Raw genomic sequence first — 21,931 nt, 5'->3', positions numbered from 1 at the left:
AATCTTATTAAAAGTATACATAAAAAGGTACAAAAAGTTAAAAATGATATTTCAATGAAGGTGGAGTTTATGACTTTATTAGAAAGAGATAGACAAAAAATTGAAGAAGGCAGAGAAGAAGGAATTCTTTTAACAAAAAAAGTATTTAAGCTCGTAAATGGGGGCTATAGCATAAGTGAAATAGCGAAAGAGTGTAATATATCGGAAAATAAAGTAAAAAACATATTGAAATAGTATTGTAAGTTTTGAAATAAATTCTACATTAGAAAGAAGCTGTATTCTTTTTTGGAGTGTTGCGTTGGTAATTTGGATGTAGGTGTTTCTTCAGTAGAAGTTGTCCTGTTCTTGCTTGTCCTCAACTTGTTTGAGGAGCATGCTGGAATAGGACAACTTCTGCTGGTAGAAATCCACATCCCAATTATCTAACAACCGAGAAAAAGAATACAGCTTCTTTCACTAAGCTACCACATACCTTTAAAGCCAAAGTTGTGTATCTACAATGCAGAACATTTTTGATTATTTTTTGGATTTCCTGAATAATTGAATAGTGGGGAACTTAATTCAAATTCAAAAGCCATTCCTCTGTGATATAATAATTTCGCTAAAACCTAAATACATCACATAGGGAATGACTCAAAAATAATATATGCTTATGCTTGTTGTTTATTATATATCGTAACAATTAAAGGTATAATAGCAATTCCAGCAATTAATAGAATAATTGGCGTAATATAACCTCGAAGAATTTCTATACCAAAAACATTATACATAGATTGTTTGATTAATGTGTGAGAATAATTAATGGCTTTAATTGGTAAAAGTTCTATCAAATTAGCTGGTATCTTTGATAATGGCTCTGTATCAATTAAAAGAGGCGCTAATAGAAAAGTACTAACAACGCTCATAGTTAAAAAAGCCTTTTTTAATATAGTTCCCGATAAAAGTGTAATCATAACCATAAATAGACAAGTACTTAATCCTATAACAATTGCTAGTATATATGCTTCATAGAATTTAATGTTATATATAGACAACCAGTACAATGATTTTATTTGTATTGGACAGTTCCAACCACTAAATCCATAAAAACTAAATAACAAAGCTGCAAACAATAAATTTAATATTAAATAAGTTATACCTGCAAATATAATACTTGCTTTTATTTTAGAGAAAGCAAGCTTAGTTTTTCCATTTATAGTAGGCAATACAACTAATATCATGCCATTTTGAATATCTTCTGTAAAAACATTGCATACACTAAAACATAAAATGAATATTATAACAACGTTTAAGGAGAAAAAATTATCTATTAATCTAATCCAGCCATCTGCATATTCATAGTACATCGGTTCTGTTAGATTTTTAGATTCCTTTATTATTTCATTTGCATCAGCCTCATCAAATTGAGGGGATTCATAATCTAAATTTAAATAATCGTTGATTTTTTTTATTCGATTACTATAAAATTCTTTTGAACTATCAGGAGTTAACTTGTCTATTATTGAATCATCAAATATATGTACATCCGAATATGCAATTCCAAATAAATTTTGTATCCCTAAGTATGGCTGCCAATATTTAGCGATAATGATATCCTTAAAAACTCCATCTCGCTCCATATTATCTTTATTATTATTTTTTAATTCTTGATAATAGTTAATGACTTCCTTAATCTTTTTGTCATCCAGGTATCCTTTGACTTTTTGAACTTCTGCTTTTTTCTCTTTAATTGCATCTATACCATGTAACCTTTCAGCAGTTTCTGAGCTATTTTGTTTCCAACAAATCTCTGAATTAATACTATCACCCAGTGCAAGTATTATATATATAACAGCTAAAACGCAAACTACTTTAACTGCTTTATTGGATATAATTTTTTTGAATTCCAATTTAGTTAGTGAATTTATCATGTTTGTCCTCCTTAAAAAAATATTAAGAAAATAATTACTATATTTTTATTTAAGTATGTATTCTAAGTTATAGTATAGAAGTTACACTATATGGTATTAACTTGGATTATATGTAATAATTGATTTATTTTTAAAATAATACAATTATATAAATAAACTGTAAATTAATCAATAGTATTATAGAATTAAAAAATTAAATCAAAATAAATTTAGCTACAAAGTTGTAAAAGTGAATATTTGTGCAGTTAAGGGAATAAAGCTACATAAGCAGTAAGTATTTTACTACTAATGTATTGTTTTGTATATTTTGTATTAAATATATTTACTTGGGTTAAGTAATGCGGTGATATATGGTTGTACTTGCAAGTAGCTGAATAGTTATAAGCTATAGTTAACTCACAAGATATGGATTTATTCAATTATGTAATAATTAAAAAATAAAGAAAGTTATCGATGAATGGGGAAAATATAGTTATGATATCGTTGGATACTGTACATAAGAATGAACTGTCATTGAATTCTAAGCGTATATAGTGTATAGTATAATCAATATTATGTGTTAAATGTAAAGTATGTAAAAAATAGTCTGTAAAAGCTAAGCTTATGTAGGAATACATAGGCTTACTTTTTATAATCAATAAAGCGAGGAGAAATAATATGTTATTATCAGTAGAAAACTTAACAAAAAAATATAATCAAAATATTGTGATTGATAATATAAATGTAAATTTTAAACAAGGAGTTAATGCTTTATTAGGGGTTAATGGTACAGGAAAAACAACACTTATGAATATGTTAGTAACTGTTCTAAAACCAACAAGTGGACAAATTCTTTTAGATGGACAAAATATTTTGGAAAATGAAAAACAATATAGGAATATGCTTGGTTTTTTGCCTCAGAATTTTAATGGATATCCAGAGTTATCAGCTAAGGAATTAATGATTTATATTGGAAAGCTCAAGAATATATCAGATAAAGAAATAAAAATTAAAACAAATGAGCTGCTTAAATTAGTTTCTTTAGAAGAGGTAAAAGACAAAAAAATAAAAACTTTTTCAGGTGGGATGAAAAGAAGATTAGGAATTGCACAAGCATTATTAAATGATCCTAAAATATTACTTTTAGATGAGCCAACAGCAGGATTAGACCCTAAAGAAAGAATTAAATTTAGAAATATTATAAGCAATTTAGGTACAGATAAAATTATTATATTATCAACTCATATAATTTCTGATATTGAACCTATAGCTAATAATATAGTAGTAATGAAAAAAGGAAGGCTATTTTTGAATGGTTCTTGTGAAGAAATACTAAGTAAATTACAAGGGAAAGTTTGGGAATTTCATTTAACAGAAAAAGAAACATGTGATATGAAAGACTTTGAGGAATTAGGAGATTTTAGAGAAAAAGAAGATGGTGGTATATTAATAAGGGTTTTAGCAGATGAAAAACCATATCAAACAGCTTATAAAGTTGAAGCTAAAATTGAAGATATTTTTCTTAATTATTTTAAGGGGGATAAAGATGATAAATTCAATAACTAAATTAGAATTAAAAAAAATTATATCTAATAAGGCTGTTAAAGTAGGATTATCTTTAGTTCTTGTATATATAATAGTTGCACTCATTGGCAGTATTCAGGTAGCAAGATACGAGAGCGTAAATGACTCACTTAATACTATTGAAGAGTTAAAAGGAATGAAAGCAATTAATCAAAAAAAAGTAGATGTAGAAAAAGTTAAGGGATATCTAGATGAGAAATCAATTAAAGAAATTATAAGCAACTATAATAAGTTAAGAAACAATAAGAACAATCTAACAGCAAAAGGAGAACTTAAAGATGACGTCTGTAATAAATATTGGGTGCCTTATTCAGATATACAAAACTTACTGTTAGAATCATATGTACCACTAAATACAATTGATGATAATGTATTAGATAAGTTAACTCCTAATAGTTCAAAAGAATTTTATAGTAATAGAATAAAACAAATAAAAGATTCTTTAAACTTAAACTACAAGCAAGTTAAATTTGATGAATCTGATGTAGCAGCAGTCACAGATAAAGCTAAAAATTTAACACAGCCAATGTACTATGAATATGCAGACGGATGGTTTAAGTTGATGGACAATCTTCCATTTCTAAATATCTTAATCATCTTAATTTTATGTTTTAGTGTATGTCGTACTTTTACGGAAGATATTCAAAATGGAATGATATTAGTTGTATTGCCTACTATAAATGGAAAAACTAAACTTGCCTTCTCTAAAATAAAAGCAAGTATTATATTTGCAGGTACAACTTATTTAGTACTTAACTTTTTGTTTGCAGTTTTACTATTGAGTTTTTATGGAGCTAGTGGTTGGAATTGTCCAATACAAATAAATTCAAGATACTGGTTATCTATATATAATTTAAAATGTTATGAAGTATATTTATCAGCAATTATTTTAGGGTTAATTGCTTGTTTGTTTATGGTCATGCTTACACTTTTATTAGGAACTATATTAAAAAAGGCTGTTTTAACTATAAGTGCTGTTAGTATTTTTTTATTAGCACCTCTATTAATTAACACTGATAAATTACCTAATATCCTAAATAACGTGGCAGGACTTTTGCCAATTAATGCTGTTGATTATATGGAAGCAATAAGAAGGCCATATATGTATAATATTTTTGGGATGGAGATTCTTCGTAGTTATATTACCCCAATTATTCTACTAATTATAAGTATTGTTATTATACCTTTAGTTGTTAAAGTATATAACAAGCAAGAGGCATAAAGATAATTTGTTACAATAGTTGTTTGTATTACATTGAAAAATGGTTTGTATAAGGAATTATATGATTTGCAAGCTGATGCATATAAATATGGCTATAAAGCTATTAGTTAAACTTTAGCATAGATAAAAAATGTAAATAGCGTTTAATTTACATACGTATAAAGATTATATTAGTAATATTATTCTAATATAATGAAAGTAAAAGATAATATGAAATAGTTATTTCATGTTATCTCATATTGTAGAAAAAAAGCATTTTCTTGAAATTAAGAGAATGCTTTTTATTTAGTAAAAATGGTAGCCATTCAATTGCGTGAACTGCCCCCTGTCAAGTAGACAGATGAAAAAATAAAAAAATTATGAAGCTAAGGTCTGATTTCGATATTCAATTGGAGTCAGACCTTTTAAATTTTTCTGTAACCTCTTTGTATTATAAAATACTATGTAATCATCAATCGCTTGTCTTAATTCTTCATAAGTATAAAATTTTTGCAAATAATACATCTCGCATTTGAGAGTTCCCCAAAAACCTTCCATTGGTCCGTTGTCGATACACCTACTGACACGTGACATGCTTTGAGTTGCATTAATCTTATCAAGTTTAGCCTTGAAAGTTCTATTAGTATATTGAAATCCCCTATCACTATGAAAAAGTGGCTTTGCAGTCGGATTAGCAATTACTGCTAAGTCAAGTGTATCAAAAACAAGTTGATTGTTATTTGAGTGACCGACCACATAAGAAATAATGCTTTTATCAGATAAATCAAATATTGCACTGAGGTAAGCCTTTTGACCATTAAGTATCTTAAACTCAGTAACATCTGTTAACCATTTTTCATTTGGTTTCTTTGCATAGAATTCTCTATTTAATTTGTTTTCTGCCGTTATTTGTGGAGTACTTTGTAGATAAGACTTTCTCTTTTTTCTTATAACTGATTTCATGTTAATAGACTTCATTAATCTATAAATTCGTTTATGATTATACTGTTTATTAAGAAGTCGATTTATATTCATTGTTATCCGACGGTATCCATAGATACCATGTACATCTTCATAAAGCTTAACAATTTCTTTTAGTATTATTGAATTCTCTTTATCTAATTCAGTCTCTGAACGGTTAATCCATTTGTAGTAAGATGATCGTGCAATACTAGCTAAATTGCATAAATCAGCTATTGGATAGCCATTTTCCTCATGTAATTCTTTTATAGAAATATATTTATATTCTTGGATGATTCTAGTGCTTATCGCCTTCTTTCTACTTCCTTCAATTTTTTTAAGAAATCATTCTCCATCTTTAAACGTCTATTTTCTGCTTCAATAAGTTTTAGTTGTGCTGATAATTTATCAGACTCAGTAAGCTCCTCAGGCTCTTTACGCTTACCGCGACGGTCCATTAACTCTTCATATCCATTAGATTTATATTTTCTTACCCATGTATAAACTTGTTGATAAGAAACCTTAAATTTATCAGCAGTGGCTTGATAATCATCATTATTCGAAATGCAGAATGCAACAATCTCAATTCTTTCTTCATAAGTGGTTTTTCTTCCATTAGTCATAATTCTATCCCCTTGCTTATTGTGAGATTTAAATATCTTATGACTATTATACTTCTTAATCCATTGTTGGAGACTATAAATTGATGGAATTTCATATTTAGTGCATATATTTTCCAATGAACCGTTGCCATCAAGATAATCATGAATTGCCATATATTTGATTTCTTCTGAATAAATTTTATTTTTATGAGTAACAACTAATCCGTTTTCACCATTCATATTATACTTACGAATCCAATTCCTAAATGATTGATTATGGATGCTAAAATCAGAACATATTTGTGCAGCACTTTTTTCACCTGATAGGTAAGATTTAATAGCTCTTAGCTTTTCTTCAATAGAAACTTTTTCTTTTCTGCCCATAAAAAACACCCCCTTTATAGAAACAGTTTTATTATTTTAACTGTCTACTATAAAGGGAGCATATCAGCGATTAGAAGCTGCTATTTTTTATAGTCCTGTAAAACAAAAATATATTTACTTTCGGTAAGCTACCACATACCTTTAAATTTCAAGTTATTTATCTATACCACATACCATTAAAACGAATTCATAAAATTAATGAATTCATTATATTCAAGGAATTGTGATTCAAAATAATTTTTGAAATTTCTTAGAATATATCTATCAGAACTACTTATGAATTTATGTTTGCACCATTTTTTATAGCTGTCAAATCTGTATTTAGCAGCTTCTGAAGACAAAGCACAAAAAATTTCAATATCGTGTGATGATTTTACTTTCAACTTGTTTAATATTATTGGATTAGATAATAAAAGACCAGTGAAGTAATTTGCTTCGCATTCTTTGAATTTGTATTCATCTTCACATAAATCATCAGAAGATATTCGTGTGCTATCAGAATAATGTTCGCATAAAATATGACCTAATTCATGGGTCAAGGTCCATCTAATTCTTTCCTCAGATTTATAATCTAAATCATTATAATAGATGATATATCTATCTAATGATTTAGAACAAACAGTACATCCTTCATCTGAGCTTAATATTTCAAAAGTTTCTTCTTTAGTTAAATTGTGATCGGTCATGAATTGATGATAAGAAACTATTTTTATATTATCGAAAGAACTTATTATTTCAAGTATATTTATTGGCAAATGAGAGATATTTAATTTTATATAAATATCATTCACTAGATTTTTTATATGTCTATATCTAATCGTCAAAGTACTCATCAAAAGCAGACCTTAAAATGTTCATCATCTTTTCTTTATTTTTCGGATCCATTTTCTTTCGAGCTCTTTCAATTTTTCTTATATCATCATCTATTTGAGAGTTATAATGTACATCATTTCTTGTCTTAAGAGCAGCATTTTTATCATCATCAGCTATTTCTTCCATGTCATCACATAATAAATAATCAACAGTAGTATTTAAAGCATTTGCGAGTTTTATTAAAGTATCATTACTAGCACCTTGTTTATTTCCTTCTATCATTCCTATTGTAGACTGGCTTAGTCCAATAGTTTTTGCTAATTTTTGTTGTGTGATTTTCATTTGTTTTCTGAGCATTTTTACTTTATCACCTAACATACGGTTCACCTCTTAATGATAATTTTATCATAATTGCCGATAAAATCAATAGTAAATTTAAGCATTTGGAAGTAAATTAAAGAATTGGAAATTTGATTGGTAAAAATATCGGGATTGGTGATTATTGAGAAGTTTGTTTTTATCGGAAATACTGATAAAATATAACTATACCAAGACAAACAAGTCATTGAAAGTAATTAAAAATAGACTAATGTTGAATTGTTATTCTTTTTTAATATTACTTAAATAAGTGTAGGGAAGTGGAAAAATGAAATTAACACCAATAAGATTAAGAAGATTAAATGAGGGAATCGAAGTTGAACAAGCTGTAGAAGCATTAAAAATAAGTAAAAGTACATTTTATAAATTGGAACGTGGATGGACAAACCCATCACCTCAATTAATAAAGAGACTTGCAGATACTTATAATTGTACAACTGATGAAATATTTAAAGATTTAAAAATAAAAGGATGAGATTAAATTATCTTATTTATTATATGATTTATTATTTGTTTTATTTGATGAATTTAATTAAATGATGAGATGTTAAATTCATTTCTAATTTAATTCTTTTAAATAAAAGTAACAAAGCTACTTAGGACTAAATGAAAATGTCAAAAGTAGCTGTGAAACAATTTACACAAAAAATTGTATGACTAGAAGGAATATATAAGGTTTATCAAAAAAAGTTATGGCAAAAACTTACAATTAAATTATATCATAGGGCAAGGAGGATTTTAAGTTGGTAGTTAAATGTGGTGCTAAAACTTGTAAGTATTATAAAAATGGTATTTGCTGTGCAGATGAAATAAAAATGAAAGATTTTGAATGGTATTGTGATGATATAAATGATTATGTAGATGAAATGAAATGTACAACCTATGAAAAGGATAGAGATTGGATGATCAGAATAACAAATTAAGAGGAGTTGATTGGATGAATGAAGGGTGGTTTAAGATTCATAGATGTTTATTTAAGAAGGTTATTTGGTTAAAATCCACTCCAGAGCAGAAAGTTATTCTTATCACTCTTTTAGGCATGGCTAACCATGAAGAATGCGAATGGGAATGGAATGGAAAACAATTTAAAGCAAAACCTGGCGAATTTATTACAAGTGCAAATTCGATAATGAATAAATCTGGATTAGGTATATCAAGACAAAATGTTAGGACTGCACTTGCAAGATTTCAAAAGTATGAATTTTTAACCTATGAATCAACCAAGACAGGAATATTTGTGAACATAGTGAATTGGGGACTTTATCAAGGAGAAAGAACTGAAATTAACCAAGATTTTAACCAAGGGGTAACCAATGAGTCACCAAGGGGTAACCAAGTATTAACCAATATGTCACCAAGGGCTAACCAAATGGTAACCAATGCATCACCAAGGACTAACCAAGGGCTAACCACTAACAAGAATGATAAGAATGATAATAAGGATAAGAATATAAATAATATAAGTGAATTAACGCATATTGATAATCAAAATAACAAAAACATTTTTGATTATGAATGTGAGAATGAACCTCAGAAACATTATGAGAATGGGCATAAAAAGACTAATCAAAATGGGAATGAAAGAACTAATGAATATGGACATAAAGAAGCCAATGAATATACAGAACTTAAAGAACAAAACGGGACTATTGATGATACACGTTTTAAAGAGTATAACGGGAATTATAAATACACATGTTTCAAAGAAAACAAAGAAAACGATAAATACACATGTTTTAAACAAGATAAAGAAAGTGAGGAATATACACTTTGTGAAGAAATTAAAGACAATCATGAATATACAAGTTTTGAAAAAAATAAAGAAAATAATGATTACACACGTTGTGAAGATATAAATTATATTTACCAAAATCAGGAGTGCATTGATAGAAACGTTAAAAATATAAAAAGCTCAAAATATAACAAGAATACGAATAAGTATAGGTATATGAATGAGTTTACTAGAAATAAATTACTTATTGAGACAATAATAGATTTCATGAAAATGAGAGATGAAATTAAGAAGCCAATGACAGATAGAGCTTTGCAGCTAATGCTTAGAAAACTTAGAAACCTATCTTTAGATGAACAAATTCAAATTAAGATTTTAGAAAATAGCATTGAGAATTGCTGGCAAGGGATATTTCCATTAAGGGATGGTCATAATGGAATAAATAGGACAGTTCAATTAGAGGAAGATATAAGTAGAGTATTTAAGAAAAATAGTAATAGAGCATTTACATTAAAGGAGGGGAAGTATGGAGGCGTTAGAAAGAATATTGGACCAAGTGAGAAAAAATTCAACATCAAAATCCCAAAATGGACACCAAGTTCAGATGGAGAATTCAAGGATCAAAACATCGGAGGGAAATTTGAAGGTGGAAATGAAGCAGAGCCATTTTAGGTGTAAATTGTGCAACGATACTGGATTTATAATTAAAGAACAAGCTAGATCGCAGCCACTTATGACACCTTGTAAATGTCTTGAAGCAGAGAAGGTAAAGAGATTGTGGAAAAACAGTGGTATAAATACAGATAACTTGGACAAATCATTTAGTAATTTTAAAGAGTGGTCTGAAAAATCAAAGGAAATGAAATTTAAAGCAGCAGAGTATTATAAAAGATTTAGAAACATAAGAAGAGAAGTGAGAAATTCGATTTTGTTTTGTGGCAATCCTGGAAGTGGGAAAACTCATGTTTCCTTGGCTCTTGCAAATAATTTTTTGAAGAAGGATATACGAGTTGTGTACATGCCTTATAGAGATATTATTACAAGCCTTAAACAAAATATGATTGATGAAGAATATTACAAAAAAACATTGAGTAAATATCAAACCTGCGAAATTTTATTGCTTGATGATTTATACAAGGGCAAAGTAAATGATACAGACATAAATATAATGTTTGAGCTTATTAATTATAGATACATTAATCATTTACCAATTATAATATCTACAGAATTTACAGTTGAAGGGTTACTAAGAGTTGATGAAGCAATAGGAAGCAGGATATATGAAATGTGCAAAAATTTCATGGTTGAAATTGAAGGAGTGGAGAACAATTATAGATTGAGGTAATTATTTGGGAGTGTGGTAAATAACCGAAATCAGGAATACTTTTGTTACTTATAAAATTAAATTTGAAGGAGGATATTTTATGAAATCAGAAGGAATTATGGGAAATTTGAGTAGCTGTATAGCTGCATTAAATAAAGGAAATATGGAGCTTAAGAAACTTGCACTTAAGAAGGCACAAACAGAAAAGTCTTATAGAATAAAAAAAACGCAAGAAATATTAAAGCTTAAAGAAGAAAAATATCCAGCAACTTTAATAATTGAGATAGTTAAGGGAAATGAGGAAGTTGCAGAGCTTAGACTTCAAAGAGATGTGGCAGAAAGTGCTTATTATAATTGTATAAGTTCAATAGAAAATTTAAGATTAGAGATAGAATCTATGAAGAGCAAAATGAATTTGATTAGAGCAGAGATTAATAATTGGTAAATTATATTAAGTTGAATGTTTTTAAAGGATATTATTAAGGATGAATGTTTAAAAAGATTATTGATAGGATTATAAATATAAGTTACGAGGAAATATAGCCCTAAATAATCTAAAGATACAGATGATATAAATTCAAAGGAGATTCCATTATGAGTAATACATTAAATAGAATACGAAAATATAGAGAGCTTTTAGCAGATATTAATGAGATAGATATAAGAATTCAGGAATTAGAGGAAGACATATTAGGAATAAGTGGACAAGGAATGGAAGAAAGAACAGGAAAAACTTATAAGATTACTTCAAGTGTAGAACAGCAGGCAGAAAAGTTAATTGAAAAAAAAGAACAATTATACAGAGAGCAGATAATTAAAAAAAGAGAATTAAAGAGAATAGAGAATGCAATAACTATACTGACAGAAGAAGAAAGAGATATAATGCAAATTGTTCATATAGAACATAGAAAATATTATGTTGTACAAGAAAAACTAAAACTATCATATCAAAGAGTTAAGCAATTAGAAAAACAAGCAGCTAAAAAAATGGAAAAGTATATTTATTAAATTGGCTATGTTTTATAGATATCCAAACTATAAATCATACTTATGTGGTAGTTAACCGAAATTCCATACATTTTTGTTCCACAGGGCCATGAAATTCTCACTGAAAGGTTCTAAGTACAAGGTTATACCATTTTCGCATGCTCCTAATATGAAATTGGGACAAGCAAAAAATGGTACAACCTTATACTAAGAACCTTAACAGTTTAATTTCAATGCCTGTTTCACAAAAATGTATGGAATTTCTAGCATGGAAACATATTTCAATTATAAGTCTAATTCTTAAATTGGATATCTATATGATGTTGAAATATAGCATAAAAAAATTATAGGTGGGATTGTCCACCTATAATACTTAATATAAGAAGAATGCGAAGTAATTCAATTTATAATAATTCTACTATAGACAATGCCTTGGACAATTAATATAATAACATTCATATATCATATCATAGTAAACATCTGGTAATATGTCATCTGAATAAATAAAAACTTTGTTATAACCTTCCCTTATAGCATTTAATCGTTTAGTTTCAGAAGAGATATAATATTCGTAATCCTCATAATTTTCCCAATGGGTAGGATTCATTTTCTCATTATTAATGTCTTTCTCTATTTTTTCTGTAATTTCTTGCAACCTTTTTTCAGCAATACTTTCCTGACCAGTTTGTTTTAAAGCATAAAAATACTTATTAAGCCAACTCTCTTCTTCTAAAAATTGATATTTATCATATAATTCAACACAGGATTTATAGTCCCCTAATATATACATAAAATCAGACATTTCATCTATTTCTATATCAAATTCCCTGTATTCCGTTTTCAATAATATTTCGGCTATCTTTTTTGCTTCATCTAAACTACCGCTAATTGCTAATTCTCGACCAAGTGTCAGAGCAGTGTTCACGTCAACTTTCTCATTCTCAAATGGGTACGAATATATTGACTTTAATAATGTAATTCCCTCATTTTGATTGGAATGTGCCAATAAACTAACTGCCTCACAATATTTATATGATTTCTTTGCAGAAATTTCAAATGCTTTATGAAATAGTTTCGATGCTTTCTCAAAGTCTTTTCTTCTAAAGCAGACTTTACCATAAGCATAATATGTATTTGCATAATTTGAATTGCGATTAATAGCTTGTGAGAGCAACTGAACCGCTCTTTCTTCACTACTCTCATCATATTCTTCAAGCAGAAAATAAGCCATATCAGTAGCCCATAGAGCAAAACCTTCATCTGAAAAATTTAATTGATTTTGCAAATAGCATTGCTCTAGTATTTCAATCGATTTTTCAGTATCCTCCCGCAACTCACAAGTTATCATAGCCATAAGACAGAAGGCTTCGATATTTGATGGGTTTGTAGATATTTCAGAGTTAAGAATATCTCTATATTTTTCAAATAATATAGCTCTCTCATCAAAATCAAGGCTCATGACACTTTGAAGTTCTTTTACCATTTCATGTAGTTTCATAAATTCATCTCCATTATACAGCTAATATAAATAATCCTTGTGACGCAACAATTTATTATTACGTTTTACTATTAGAATCGTGCCTTACTGCAATACATATAGATTTGCGGTTTTGTTTCTATATAGAACTTTTCCATAACGTCATCATTGCTAAACAGAATATGTAAAATTTCTTTATTATGAATTTTTTCTATCTTCATTCCTTCTACATTTTCAAGATTAATTTCTATTATTTTTCTATCGCCTATAAGTAACCAAATATCAATAATGCCATTAGCAGGAGAAATGGTGATGTCTAAAGTTTCACTTCCCCTTTTGAGTTTAAAATTAATTGTGCTATAAAACCATGGTATTCCTTTTTCTTCTCCGTAAACATACACTGGCTCCATCTCAAAAAGTGCTATCAGTTCCCATAATTCTGGTATTTCTTTCATTATAATTACCATCCATTTAATTCATAATAAATTACTATTGTTCATTAGATTATAGTTTTGCATAATGCTTATTATAACATAATTTACAAAATATAACATATGTTATATATACATTGGCTCTCTATTCTTTAAATCTTTTACTTTGATATGTGAATGTGTTACATTGCTTTGAATCATAAAGTTCTTAGCCTTTACTATCTCTTTATCTGTATCAAATATTTGAAGCCATTTGAACCACTTAATATAGTTACTGATATATTTTGTTGCAGCCCCATTAAATCTATTCATTCATTTCTTGATATAGTTTCAGAGCCACAAATTAGGCATACTTTCCCCTTATTTCTAGTATGGAAATATGTTACAATTGAAATTACAAGTCTAATTATTAAATTGTTTATCTATATCTTCCACAAAGCAAAGTTCTGAGTATGCAATATAGAATCTTTAATGCACCTTATATAGTAAGATAGAGTATACAAATTAGAAAAAGTATAGGAAAATTGTAGAAAAATTATAGAAAGTGTGTAAGAAATGAATAATTATAAGGTTTATAATAGTAAGTGGGAACAAAAGATGATTTTCGTACCCTGCGTTGAATAAATGATGTTCTGAAGAATCTAAATTCTTCAGAACGCCCCTATATTTGAATATATTGTGATTAAGAACTACTAATTAGTTAGTGGTTTTATAATTTCTTAAAAACAAAAATTTAAGTGATGAGTTAGGAACTTTAAGATTATTAAAGTTCTTTTTTATATCTAGAAAAATATAAAAAAATTTCGATTTTGAAACTTACTCATATCAATGTGTTCAACGGTATAAAATGGGAGAATGTATTATGACGAGTGGGTGTGGTGCAGCCACTTTGTTTTGTTCTTTAGAAAATTATAATGTAGTTAAATCTGAGGATAACGTTTGAAAGTAGTAGAAACACATAGTCTGAAAAGCAGATTTTCTTGTAATCTAAATTCATTTATTGGAGTTATTATCCAAGTGATAGTATAATTATTATCGAGGAGTGATTATAAATGAAAGAAAATAAACTATTGAAATTAAAGGAATTAATTCAAAATTATAAGAAAATATTGACTATAATTTCTAGAATTTTAATACTAGCAATAATATTATCTGAAGGATTATACATCAAATATCAACATGATATTATACTTAAAATGTCAAACGCAAATAAAGAAACGACATCAACTCAATCTACTCAAAACAAACAAAAAGATACAGAGTCTAGTTCTAATACACAAAATAAAGAAATAAAACTTGGAGAACCAGTTTCTGTTAATACTCCGAATGGTAATTATAAATTTACAATTGAAAAAGCTGTAAAAACCGAAGAGTTTAATAAGTGGGATAAAAAGGTCGATGAAAATAATCAGTTGGCAATTGAACTATTTTTAGAATGTGAGAATATAGACTTTCATAATGAAAAATATAAAGGTGTAGTAATGTATGACGGATTTAATGTAAAAGATAATAACAATTATAATTTGGAACATTATAGTAGAACATTACCAAACTATTCAGATGGTTACGAAGAAGTTTTACCAAATTCTAAAAGTAAAATATGTATTATATATGTTGGAAATAAAGATAGTACAAGCATTACTGTAACTTTTGTTAGAGGTGGAAGTGTTGTAATTCCTTTAACATAATATTACAAAAATAATTAAATAAATGCACCTTCAATTAGAGGATTCTGTAATTATGCAGAGTCCTTTGTTCATGTCTAAGAAAGTATAAAATTTTTGGATTTTGAAAGCCAGTTATATCAATGGCTAAGATGGAGATGTCATATGGGAAGATGATTAAGAGAGAGCGTGGTGCAGCCACTTTCTTGTATGAAGAAAGTATGGAATTTTTGAATTGTGAAGGTAAGTAGGTGAGGTGACTATGAAATATGGCTAGGGCACCAAATAAAAAAGTAACAATTGCATATCAATTATATAAAGGAGGTAAGCAATTAATAGAGATATCAAAGAGTTTAGATATATCTGAAAGTACATTAAAGAGATGGCGAAAAAGTTATGGCTGGGATGATGAAGTAGAGAAACCAGTACGAAGCACAACTGAAAATATTATGCAAATTACAACTGAAAATAGTATACAAAGCGAAACTGAAGTTTTCATTCAAAATAAAACTGCAAGCATTATAGAAAATGAAGTTAAGGATGAAGCTAAGGATATTGCAGCTAATGAAGATTTGACAAATAGGCAGAGGCTTTTTTGCATTTTATATAGCAAATGCTTTAATGCAACTAAAGCTTATCAGAAGGTTTATCATTGTTCATATAAAACTGCTATGGTATGTGGATGCAGACTTCTTAAGAATGATAAAGTAAAGGAATTTATAGATTCTTTAACTGATATGCAAATCAATAAAGAAGTATTGAAGCGTGGAGTTTTACAGAAATACATTGATATTGCTTTTGCAGATATAACCGAATATGTTGAGTTTGGAGAAAAGGAAGTGCCACTTTGCGATAAAGATGGGAAATCAAAGTATGATGAAGATGGTGCACTAATGACTAAAAAGTGTGGTTATATGAAACTTCAAGATAGTAGCAAATTAGATGGAACATTAATTAGTGAAGTATCTGAAAGTACAAGCGGAATTAAATTTAAACTTTATGATAAGATGAAAGCCTTGGATTTCCTTGTTAAGCATTGTAATTTGCTTGAAGATGAAATTAAGTTACAGCTGGAATCTGAAACTAAAAAGCTTCAAAATGATAAGTTGATAGCTGAAATAAACAAGTTAAATGGTGATGAAGATGAAGAAATTGAGGATGATGGTTTTCTAGAGGCATTGAGGGCTAAGGCTGTAGAGGTATGGAAAGATGACTAGAAAAAAAGCAGCAGCTTTTAAATTTAAACCTTTTTCAGATAAACAAATTAAGGTTCTTACATGGTGGAATGAGTTATCTCCAGTTAAGGATAAGGATATATTAATTGCAGATGGTTCCATAAGGGCAGGGAAAACTGTTGTAATGTCGTTATCTTTTATTATGTGGGCAAATGAAAACTTTGAAGGAGAAAATTTTGCTTTATGTGGTAAGACTATAGGATCACTAAGAAGAAATGTTGTAAAACCACTAAAGAAAATGCTTAAGAGCAGGGGATATAAGTGTAAAGATTTCAGATCATCAAGTGAAAATTATTTGACAATTTCAAGAAATGGTAAAGCTAATGACTTTTATCTATTCAGTGGTAGAGATGAAAGTTCACAAGATTTGATTCAAGGAATAACTCTTGCGGGTGTTTTATTTGATGAAGTTGCTTTAATGCCACAATCATTTGTAAATCAAGCTACTGCTAGATGTTCAGTAGAAGGTGCTAAAATGTGGTTAACCAAATAGCCACGTAACACGGTGGACTCATAAATATGAGGTGTGCATATAATATAATATATGTGCTAACGGTGGAAAACTAAGACTAACAAGATTCCTTTTATTAATAAGAAAGAGGTAAAATGGAAGCGATATACAAAATAACAAATACTATAAACAGAAAAATTTATATAGGCCAATCAAATAATATAGAATATAGATGGAAAAAGCATAAGCAAGAATTAAAAGCTAACAGACACGTAAACGAACATTTACAAAGTTCATATAATAAATATGGAAAACAAGTATTTAAATTTGAAGTGATAGAAGAATGCGATTCATCTATAATTAATGAAAAAGAAAGATATTATATAGCTACTTACAAGGCCACTAATAGAAAATATGGTTACAATATTTCAGAAGGTGGCAAAGGCATAACAATGAATGAAGAGGTCAGAAATAAAATATCAGAATCTAATAAAAAATCCTTAAATAAAGAAGAAACTAAGAAAAAACTTAGAGAAGCTTCAAAAAGAGTTTGGAGTAGTAAAGAATATAGAAAATTAATGAGTGAGAAAGCCAAGAAAAGGCAAATAGGAGTTGAATTTTCCGAAGAATCCAAACTTAAAAAATCGGGTGCTAATGCTTACCAATGCAAAAAGGTACATTCTGATATTTTAGATAAAACATTCAATACATTAAAAGAAGCTGCCGAGTATGTAGGAATAAATGGTGGATGTAAAATAAGCGAATGCATAAATAATAAAAGAAAGTGTGCGGGAAAACATCCAGTAACTAAAATAGCTATTAATGATTGGAAATTTGTTAGTTAAGTCAATACCGTGCTGAACTAGAAAGGAAACTTTTTAGAGAGTGTAACGACTAGGATATACGACCTAAGTATTAATATATGGTTATGAAATCCGTACTTCATAGGCGAAATTCCTATGAGGGAAGTACCGTGCAACTATACATAATATAGTTGAAGAGATAGTCTATTCCCCTAATAAATATCGGGAAACCGAGGGTATAAAAGTTAACTGTAATCCAGATGGTCCTTATCATTGGTTTAAAGTTGAATATATTGATAAATTAGAAGAAAAAAATGCTGTGCATTTACATTTTACTATGGATGATAACTTCTCTCTTAGTAATAAAGTTAAGGATAGATATAAGAAGATGTATTCAGGCATGTTTTATAAGAGATATGTTTCAGGGTTATGGTGTCTTGCAGAAGGTGTTATTTATGATATGTTTAATGAAGATATTCATAAGGTAGATACCATTAATAGAAGATATGAAAAGTATTATGTCAGCATAGATTATGGGACACAGAATGCTACTGTGTTTTTACTATGGGGATTGTATGAAGGAAAATGGTATATAGTAAAGGAGTTTTATTATAGTGGCAGAAATGCAAGTATACAAAAATCAGATGTTGAATATTCTAAGGAACTAAAGAATTTCCTGGGAAATATTATTCCAATAAAAATAATAGTTGACCCAAGTGCTGCAAGTTTTATAACTCAATTAAGAGATGATGGATTTAAAAATGTTTTGAAAGCTAAGAATAATGTACTGGATGGAATAAGAACAGTTGCGAGTGCTTTAAATCTTGGAATATTTTATGTTAATGATATATGTAAGGAAACTTTAAAGGAGTTCAGTTCATACATTTGGGATCCAAAGAAGTTAGATTATGGAGTTGAAGAGGTATTAAAGGAGAAGGATCACTGCATGGATGCTATGAGATACTTTGTTTATACAATTTTAAGATATGATGTTGAATCTAACTATGATGATTCTGTTTATGAAAAAGGAAAAGGTGTTAATAGATTGAAAGTCAATGATGCTTATAGAAAAGGAGGGCAAATATTTTAATGTATTTAAACTACAATAATGAAAATAAAGGTATAAGAGAAGTATTGCTTAATCTGCCTGATATTGAAAAGTATGAAAGAGAACTAGTGAGAAAAGATTATATATTTTACAAGGGTAGATGTATAGTTCCTATAGATAAAGTTTATGAGGATAAAGCACTTTTAGGTCAAAATTGGGAGATTAATGATAATTGTGATTACAAGCCTACTCAAGATATAAGAAATAAGGTTAAGCCTCTTTTAAAGAAACAAGCTAGATGGATGTTTGGAGTTAAGCCAACTCTTAAGTTAAAATGTGATAATAAACATGATAAAGAAAAGTGTGAGGACCTTAGAAGATTTATTGAAGATGTATTAGAGTATAATTCTTTTTGGCAATCAACTAAAAAAGCATTTTTAGAAGCTACAATAAAAAAGAGAGTATTACTTAGAGTTGAAGCAAACCCTAATTCTCCATTGGTTATAAAATATGAATCAATAGAGAATTTTTATTATAAAGAAAAAAATGGGAAGCTTCTAAAAGTTGTATTCTTTGAAGAAGATGAAGAAAATGTATTTGAGGAATGTGATTCAGAAAAAAATTATTATATCCATACCTATTATTATAAGTTTGATGAAAATATTAAAGAGCGCCAAGCATGGTATAAAAAAGAAACTTACAAAAATACAGAATTGCAAGAAAATCTAACAATAGAAATTGATACAGGTTTTTCGACTATTCCGTGTTGGCTTATTAAGAATAGTGGTGAGTTAAATGATTCTTTTGGTGAATCAGATCTTGATGAATTAATAGATATTCAAACTCAATATAATAAAACAATTTCAGATGTCAGAGATGCTATTAGATTTCAAATGTATGGATCAGAAGCTGTTATTGATGGTGACGAGGATGATGTTAATAAATTTGTTGTTGCTCCAGGTGCATTACATGCAGTAAAAACTAGAGATGAATTATTGGAATCAGGAAAGCAGGCTCAAATTCAACGATTGGAATATAACATGGGAAATAACACAGCTGTTGAAGCTTATTTAGATAGAGCAGAAGCAGACATGAATTTCACTATGGATATGCCAAAGATATCCGATTTAAATAGTATTGCAAGTGCTAAAGCTATTGGATACTTATACAATGATTTAATTGCAAGATGCGAAGATAAGTGGAATGATTGGACACCAGCATTTATTGGATTATTTGAATTTATAAAAGAAGTTGGGGTAACTTGTTATCCGCAAATCTATGATAAATCATGGAATAAATTGAGATATACAACTTTATTTGAACACAATTATCCATTACCAAGTGATACTGATGAAAAGAAAACTCTTGCAATATCAGAAGTTAATAGTGGGGTGAGATCGCATCAATCATATATCAAAGACTATTGTGATGCAGAAGATGCAAAGGAAGAATGGAATGAAATCTTAGAAGAAAAGGTTCAAATATATGATGCAGAAAATGCTGCTAATCAGAATAATAATGATTATGAAAATTTAAAAACCAACTTAGAGCATATTGGCAGTTCAAAAAATAAGGAAGTTACTTCTAATGATGATAATGACTCAATTAATTCAGAAAATATAAAAAAGAATAATGACTCAAGTAAAGAGAACATTTCAAACAATAAAAATATTAAAGATAATTAGATAGGGTAATGCAGAAAGTCTTAAAATATAAGGCTTTTTATTTTTATGTGTCTTATGTCTTTTTTTCTTAGAAATGCAGACGTAAAAGAACAATTCTAAGAACTCTATTCGTGGTCGCACCACGTTAATCACATGAAAGAAAATAGGTTGGTTTATTGATTTGTTAATCTTTTAATGTGATTTAATCAGCGAAAAATAGAGAAGGAGGAAATAAAGTAGTGGCAAAATTAAAGGATATTATAGGGGAAGAAGTATTTAAACATCTTCCACAAGAGAAGCAAAAGGAATATGAAAATAGGGATTATGAAGATATTTCAAGTGGAGCTTATATTCCTAAAAAGCGTTTTGATAAAGTAAATGAAGATGCTAAAGCTTACAAAATTCAGATGATTGAAAAAGAAAAAGAAATTTTAGATTTAAAAGATCAATATAAAGATGTTGATGGATTAAGAAGTAAGATTACTGAACTTCAGGATGCAAACAAAATGCAAAAGGAAGTATATGATAAGCAGCTAAAGGATGTTGCTTTTAATAATGCTTTGGAAAAAGGAATAGATACCTTTAATGTTAAAGACAAAACTTTAATTATGACTCTATTGAACAAAGAAAATCTTAAATTTAATGGGGAAACCATTGAAGGGCTTAAGGAACAAATGGAATGTATTAAGAAGGAACGTGATTATCTATTTGAAAAAGAAATCAACGGGACAAGTTCCTTTAGTACTGGTGGAACAGAGTTTACCAGCAGAGAAAAAAAGAATTTTGCAACAGAATTAGGAAAGGAAAAGGCTGCAATGAATACAAGAGGAATTGAGGCTTTTACCAAATAATAAGGAGGGAAAAAGATGAGACAATTAGATTATACAATATGCTGTGCTAAAGGAAAACTTAGAGCTATAGCGGGAGACCATTTTATTGCATTACCAATTAAGGTTAAGAAATTAGATGTAGCAGCTTTATTAGATTCAAATGAAGTATTAAAAGCTGGAACATTACTTACAAAGGATGGAAAGGCAGTAACAACTAAAACAGGAACACCAGCAGTTACAGATGCTTATGGAGTTGTATATGAGGATGTTAGTTTTAAAGGATCTATGTCACAAGATGGAATAGCAGGTAATGCAACAGAAGTTGTATCTTTATTTGTACATGGTGCTTTATATGAAGAGGAAGTCAAGTTTTCAGATGATACAGTGACTGGTGGTAAGGATGTAGAAAAAGCAGCATTAAAGCAAATAATATTTATTTAGGCACATGAAAATAAATAATAGATAAGCATAATT

At 28.6% G+C, this 21,931-nt stretch carries 23 protein-coding genes and 2 pseudogenes; 17 read left to right on the top strand and 8 right to left on the bottom strand.

The window, feature by feature from the left end:
* Positions 1-69: 69 nt before the first annotated feature.
* Entirely contained in the window at positions 70-234 is a 165-nt protein-coding gene (locus CLSA_RS22960; RefSeq protein ID WP_022747992.1) for an RNA polymerase sigma factor, read from the top strand.
* Positions 235-650: 416 nt separating this feature from the next.
* On the opposite strand, the gene CLSA_RS17185 is transcribed toward CLSA_RS22960, so the two are convergent.
* Entirely contained in the window at positions 651-1,910 is a 1,260-nt protein-coding gene (locus CLSA_RS17185) for a hypothetical protein (protein WP_022747988.1), read from the bottom strand.
* A gap of 657 nt (positions 1,911-2,567) precedes the next feature.
* Here CLSA_RS17185 and CLSA_RS17180 point away from each other — a divergent pair.
* Positions 2,568-3,455, top strand: a complete 888-nt coding sequence (locus CLSA_RS17180) for an ABC transporter ATP-binding protein (RefSeq protein WP_022747985.1) — start codon at positions 2,568-2,570, stop codon at positions 3,453-3,455.
* The gene (locus tag CLSA_RS17175; protein ID WP_022747982.1) at positions 3,436-4,695 is read left to right on the top strand and encodes an ABC transporter permease; all 1,260 of its coding nucleotides are present in this window, start codon (positions 3,436-3,438) and stop codon (positions 4,693-4,695) included. The genes CLSA_RS17180 and CLSA_RS17175 overlap by 20 nt, the downstream gene beginning before the upstream one ends.
* 357 nt (positions 4,696-5,052) lie before the next feature.
* Here CLSA_RS17175 and CLSA_RS17170 read toward each other — a convergent pair whose 3' ends face one another.
* From CLSA_RS17170 to CLSA_RS17155, 4 genes are all read right to left on the bottom strand, one after another.
* Positions 5,053-5,928: an IS3 family transposase gene (locus CLSA_RS17170; protein ID WP_257788124.1), complete on the bottom strand. Its 876-nt coding sequence runs from the start codon at positions 5,926-5,928 to the stop codon at positions 5,053-5,055.
* 11 nt (positions 5,929-5,939) lie between these two features.
* Positions 5,940-6,620, bottom strand: coding sequence for a helix-turn-helix domain-containing protein (locus tag CLSA_RS17165; protein ID WP_022744350.1), 681 nt, complete (start codon positions 6,618-6,620; stop codon positions 5,940-5,942).
* A gap of 176 nt (positions 6,621-6,796) precedes the next feature.
* Positions 6,797-7,411, bottom strand: a complete 615-nt coding sequence (locus CLSA_RS17160) for an ImmA/IrrE family metallo-endopeptidase (protein ID WP_236903267.1) — start codon at positions 7,409-7,411, stop codon at positions 6,797-6,799.
* Positions 7,412-7,433: 22 nt separating this feature from the next.
* Positions 7,434-7,811, bottom strand: coding sequence for a helix-turn-helix domain-containing protein (locus CLSA_RS17155; protein ID WP_022747975.1), 378 nt, complete (start codon positions 7,809-7,811; stop codon positions 7,434-7,436).
* Positions 7,812-8,079: 268 nt separating this feature from the next.
* Between CLSA_RS17155 and CLSA_RS17150 the strand changes: the two genes are divergently transcribed.
* The 6 genes from CLSA_RS17150 (at position 8,080) to CLSA_RS17120 (ending at position 11,875) form a co-directional block, all read left to right on the top strand.
* Positions 8,080-8,286: a helix-turn-helix domain-containing protein gene (locus CLSA_RS17150; RefSeq protein WP_022747974.1), complete on the top strand. Its 207-nt coding sequence runs from the start codon at positions 8,080-8,082 to the stop codon at positions 8,284-8,286.
* 268 nt (positions 8,287-8,554) lie between these two features.
* On the top strand, positions 8,555-8,734 hold the full coding sequence (locus tag CLSA_RS17145) for a DUF1540 domain-containing protein (RefSeq protein ID WP_022747971.1): 180 nt from the start codon (positions 8,555-8,557) through the stop codon (positions 8,732-8,734).
* A 14-nt stretch (positions 8,735-8,748) separates the two neighbouring features.
* Positions 8,749-10,215 carry a hypothetical protein gene (locus CLSA_RS23645; protein WP_173683543.1) on the top strand — a complete coding sequence of 489 codons (1,467 nt, stop codon included), beginning with the start codon at positions 8,749-8,751 and terminating at the stop codon, positions 10,213-10,215.
* Positions 10,196-10,888 (top strand): ATP-binding protein, encoded by a 693-nt coding sequence (locus tag CLSA_RS17130; RefSeq protein ID WP_236903397.1) that lies wholly within the window; start codon positions 10,196-10,198, stop codon positions 10,886-10,888. The genes CLSA_RS23645 and CLSA_RS17130 overlap by 20 nt, the downstream gene beginning before the upstream one ends.
* A gap of 79 nt (positions 10,889-10,967) precedes the next feature.
* Complete coding sequence (locus CLSA_RS17125; protein ID WP_022747962.1) at positions 10,968-11,312, top strand: hypothetical protein; 345 nt, start codon at positions 10,968-10,970, stop codon at positions 11,310-11,312.
* Between the two features lie 149 nt (positions 11,313-11,461).
* Positions 11,462-11,875, top strand: coding sequence for a sigma-70 RNA polymerase sigma factor region 4 domain-containing protein (locus CLSA_RS17120; RefSeq protein WP_022747961.1), 414 nt, complete (start codon positions 11,462-11,464; stop codon positions 11,873-11,875).
* A gap of 397 nt (positions 11,876-12,272) precedes the next feature.
* Here CLSA_RS17120 and CLSA_RS17115 read toward each other — a convergent pair whose 3' ends face one another.
* The 3 genes and pseudogenes from CLSA_RS17115 to CLSA_RS17105 all read right to left on the bottom strand — a co-directional run.
* A complete protein-coding gene (locus tag CLSA_RS17115; RefSeq protein ID WP_022747959.1) occupies positions 12,273-13,352 on the bottom strand; it encodes a tetratricopeptide repeat protein in 1,080 nt (359 codons plus the stop codon).
* A gap of 71 nt (positions 13,353-13,423) precedes the next feature.
* Positions 13,424-13,786: a hypothetical protein gene (locus CLSA_RS17110; RefSeq protein ID WP_041716315.1), complete on the bottom strand. Its 363-nt coding sequence runs from the start codon at positions 13,784-13,786 to the stop codon at positions 13,424-13,426.
* 102 nt (positions 13,787-13,888) lie between these two features.
* A pseudogene (locus CLSA_RS17105) lies at positions 13,889-14,074 on the bottom strand (IS1595 family transposase); the annotation flags it as partial.
* A 740-nt stretch (positions 14,075-14,814) separates the two neighbouring features.
* Here CLSA_RS17105 and CLSA_RS22240 point away from each other — a divergent pair.
* The 8 genes and pseudogenes from CLSA_RS22240 to CLSA_RS17065 all read left to right on the top strand — a co-directional run bounded on the left by CLSA_RS22240 (position 14,815) and on the right by CLSA_RS17065 (position 21,898).
* The gene (locus CLSA_RS22240; RefSeq protein WP_022747946.1) at positions 14,815-15,450 is read left to right on the top strand and encodes a hypothetical protein; all 636 of its coding nucleotides are present in this window, start codon (positions 14,815-14,817) and stop codon (positions 15,448-15,450) included.
* 245 nt (positions 15,451-15,695) lie between these two features.
* Positions 15,696-16,643 carry a terminase small subunit gene (locus CLSA_RS17095; protein WP_022747942.1) on the top strand — a complete coding sequence of 316 codons (948 nt, stop codon included), beginning with the start codon at positions 15,696-15,698 and terminating at the stop codon, positions 16,641-16,643.
* Positions 16,636-17,142, top strand: a pseudogene (locus CLSA_RS17090) (terminase large subunit domain-containing protein); the annotation flags it as partial. The gene CLSA_RS17095 and the pseudogene CLSA_RS17090, both read left to right, overlap by 8 nt.
* Positions 17,143-17,267: 125 nt before the next feature.
* Positions 17,268-17,957 carry a GIY-YIG nuclease family protein gene (locus CLSA_RS22235; protein ID WP_022747935.1) on the top strand — a complete coding sequence of 230 codons (690 nt, stop codon included), beginning with the start codon at positions 17,268-17,270 and terminating at the stop codon, positions 17,955-17,957.
* 136 nt (positions 17,958-18,093) lie between these two features.
* Positions 18,094-19,005 carry a PBSX family phage terminase large subunit gene (locus CLSA_RS17080; RefSeq protein WP_335618181.1) on the top strand — a complete coding sequence of 304 codons (912 nt, stop codon included), beginning with the start codon at positions 18,094-18,096 and terminating at the stop codon, positions 19,003-19,005.
* Positions 19,005-20,648, top strand: a complete 1,644-nt coding sequence (locus CLSA_RS17075; protein ID WP_022747927.1) for a phage portal protein — start codon at positions 19,005-19,007, stop codon at positions 20,646-20,648. Before CLSA_RS17080 ends, CLSA_RS17075 begins: the two co-directional genes overlap by 1 nt.
* A 218-nt stretch (positions 20,649-20,866) precedes the next feature.
* Complete coding sequence (locus tag CLSA_RS17070; RefSeq protein WP_022747923.1) at positions 20,867-21,478, top strand: phage scaffolding protein; 612 nt, start codon at positions 20,867-20,869, stop codon at positions 21,476-21,478.
* A 15-nt stretch (positions 21,479-21,493) separates the two neighbouring features.
* Positions 21,494-21,898, top strand: a complete 405-nt coding sequence (locus tag CLSA_RS17065) for a hypothetical protein (RefSeq protein ID WP_022747919.1) — start codon at positions 21,494-21,496, stop codon at positions 21,896-21,898.
* The last annotated feature ends 33 nt before the right edge of the window (positions 21,899-21,931 follow it).

This window comes from Clostridium saccharobutylicum DSM 13864, assembly GCF_000473995.1.
GTDB lineage: Bacteria > Bacillota > Clostridia > Clostridiales > Clostridiaceae > Clostridium > Clostridium saccharobutylicum.
Note: the sequence above shows the minus strand (reverse complement) of the source record. Positions and strands in the feature narration are given on the sequence as shown.

Excerpts from the sequence above, each read along its gene's own strand:
- CLSA_RS22960 (WP_022747992.1), top strand. The coding sequence starts at position 70 with ATGACTTTATTAGAAAGAGATAGACAAAAAATTGAAGAAGGCAGAGAA.
- CLSA_RS17185 (WP_022747988.1), bottom strand. The coding sequence starts at position 1,910 with ATGATAAATTCACTAACTAAATTGGAATTCAAAAAAATTATATCCAAT.
- CLSA_RS17180 (WP_022747985.1), top strand. The coding sequence starts at position 2,568 with ATGTTATTATCAGTAGAAAACTTAACAAAAAAATATAATCAAAATATT.
- CLSA_RS17175 (WP_022747982.1), top strand. The coding sequence starts at position 3,436 with ATGATAAATTCAATAACTAAATTAGAATTAAAAAAAATTATATCTAAT.
- CLSA_RS17165 (WP_022744350.1), bottom strand. The coding sequence starts at position 6,620 with ATGGGCAGAAAAGAAAAAGTTTCTATTGAAGAAAAGCTAAGAGCTATT.
- CLSA_RS17155 (WP_022747975.1), bottom strand. The coding sequence starts at position 7,811 with ATGTTAGGTGATAAAGTAAAAATGCTCAGAAAACAAATGAAAATCACA.
- CLSA_RS17150 (WP_022747974.1), top strand. The coding sequence starts at position 8,080 with ATGAAATTAACACCAATAAGATTAAGAAGATTAAATGAGGGAATCGAA.
- CLSA_RS23645 (WP_173683543.1), top strand. The coding sequence starts at position 8,749 with ATGAATGAAGGGTGGTTTAAGATTCATAGATGTTTATTTAAGAAGGTT.
- CLSA_RS17130 (WP_236903397.1), top strand. The coding sequence starts at position 10,196 with ATGAAGCAGAGCCATTTTAGGTGTAAATTGTGCAACGATACTGGATTT.
- CLSA_RS17125 (WP_022747962.1), top strand. The coding sequence starts at position 10,968 with ATGAAATCAGAAGGAATTATGGGAAATTTGAGTAGCTGTATAGCTGCA.
- CLSA_RS17120 (WP_022747961.1), top strand. The coding sequence starts at position 11,462 with ATGAGTAATACATTAAATAGAATACGAAAATATAGAGAGCTTTTAGCA.
- CLSA_RS17115 (WP_022747959.1), bottom strand. The coding sequence starts at position 13,352 with ATGAAACTACATGAAATGGTAAAAGAACTTCAAAGTGTCATGAGCCTT.
- CLSA_RS17110 (WP_041716315.1), bottom strand. The coding sequence starts at position 13,786 with ATGAAAGAAATACCAGAATTATGGGAACTGATAGCACTTTTTGAGATG.
- CLSA_RS22240 (WP_022747946.1), top strand. The coding sequence starts at position 14,815 with ATGAAAGAAAATAAACTATTGAAATTAAAGGAATTAATTCAAAATTAT.
- CLSA_RS17095 (WP_022747942.1), top strand. The coding sequence starts at position 15,696 with ATGGCTAGGGCACCAAATAAAAAAGTAACAATTGCATATCAATTATAT.
- CLSA_RS22235 (WP_022747935.1), top strand. The coding sequence starts at position 17,268 with ATGGAAGCGATATACAAAATAACAAATACTATAAACAGAAAAATTTAT.
- CLSA_RS17075 (WP_022747927.1), top strand. The coding sequence starts at position 19,005 with ATGTATTTAAACTACAATAATGAAAATAAAGGTATAAGAGAAGTATTG.
- CLSA_RS17065 (WP_022747919.1), top strand. The coding sequence starts at position 21,494 with ATGAGACAATTAGATTATACAATATGCTGTGCTAAAGGAAAACTTAGA.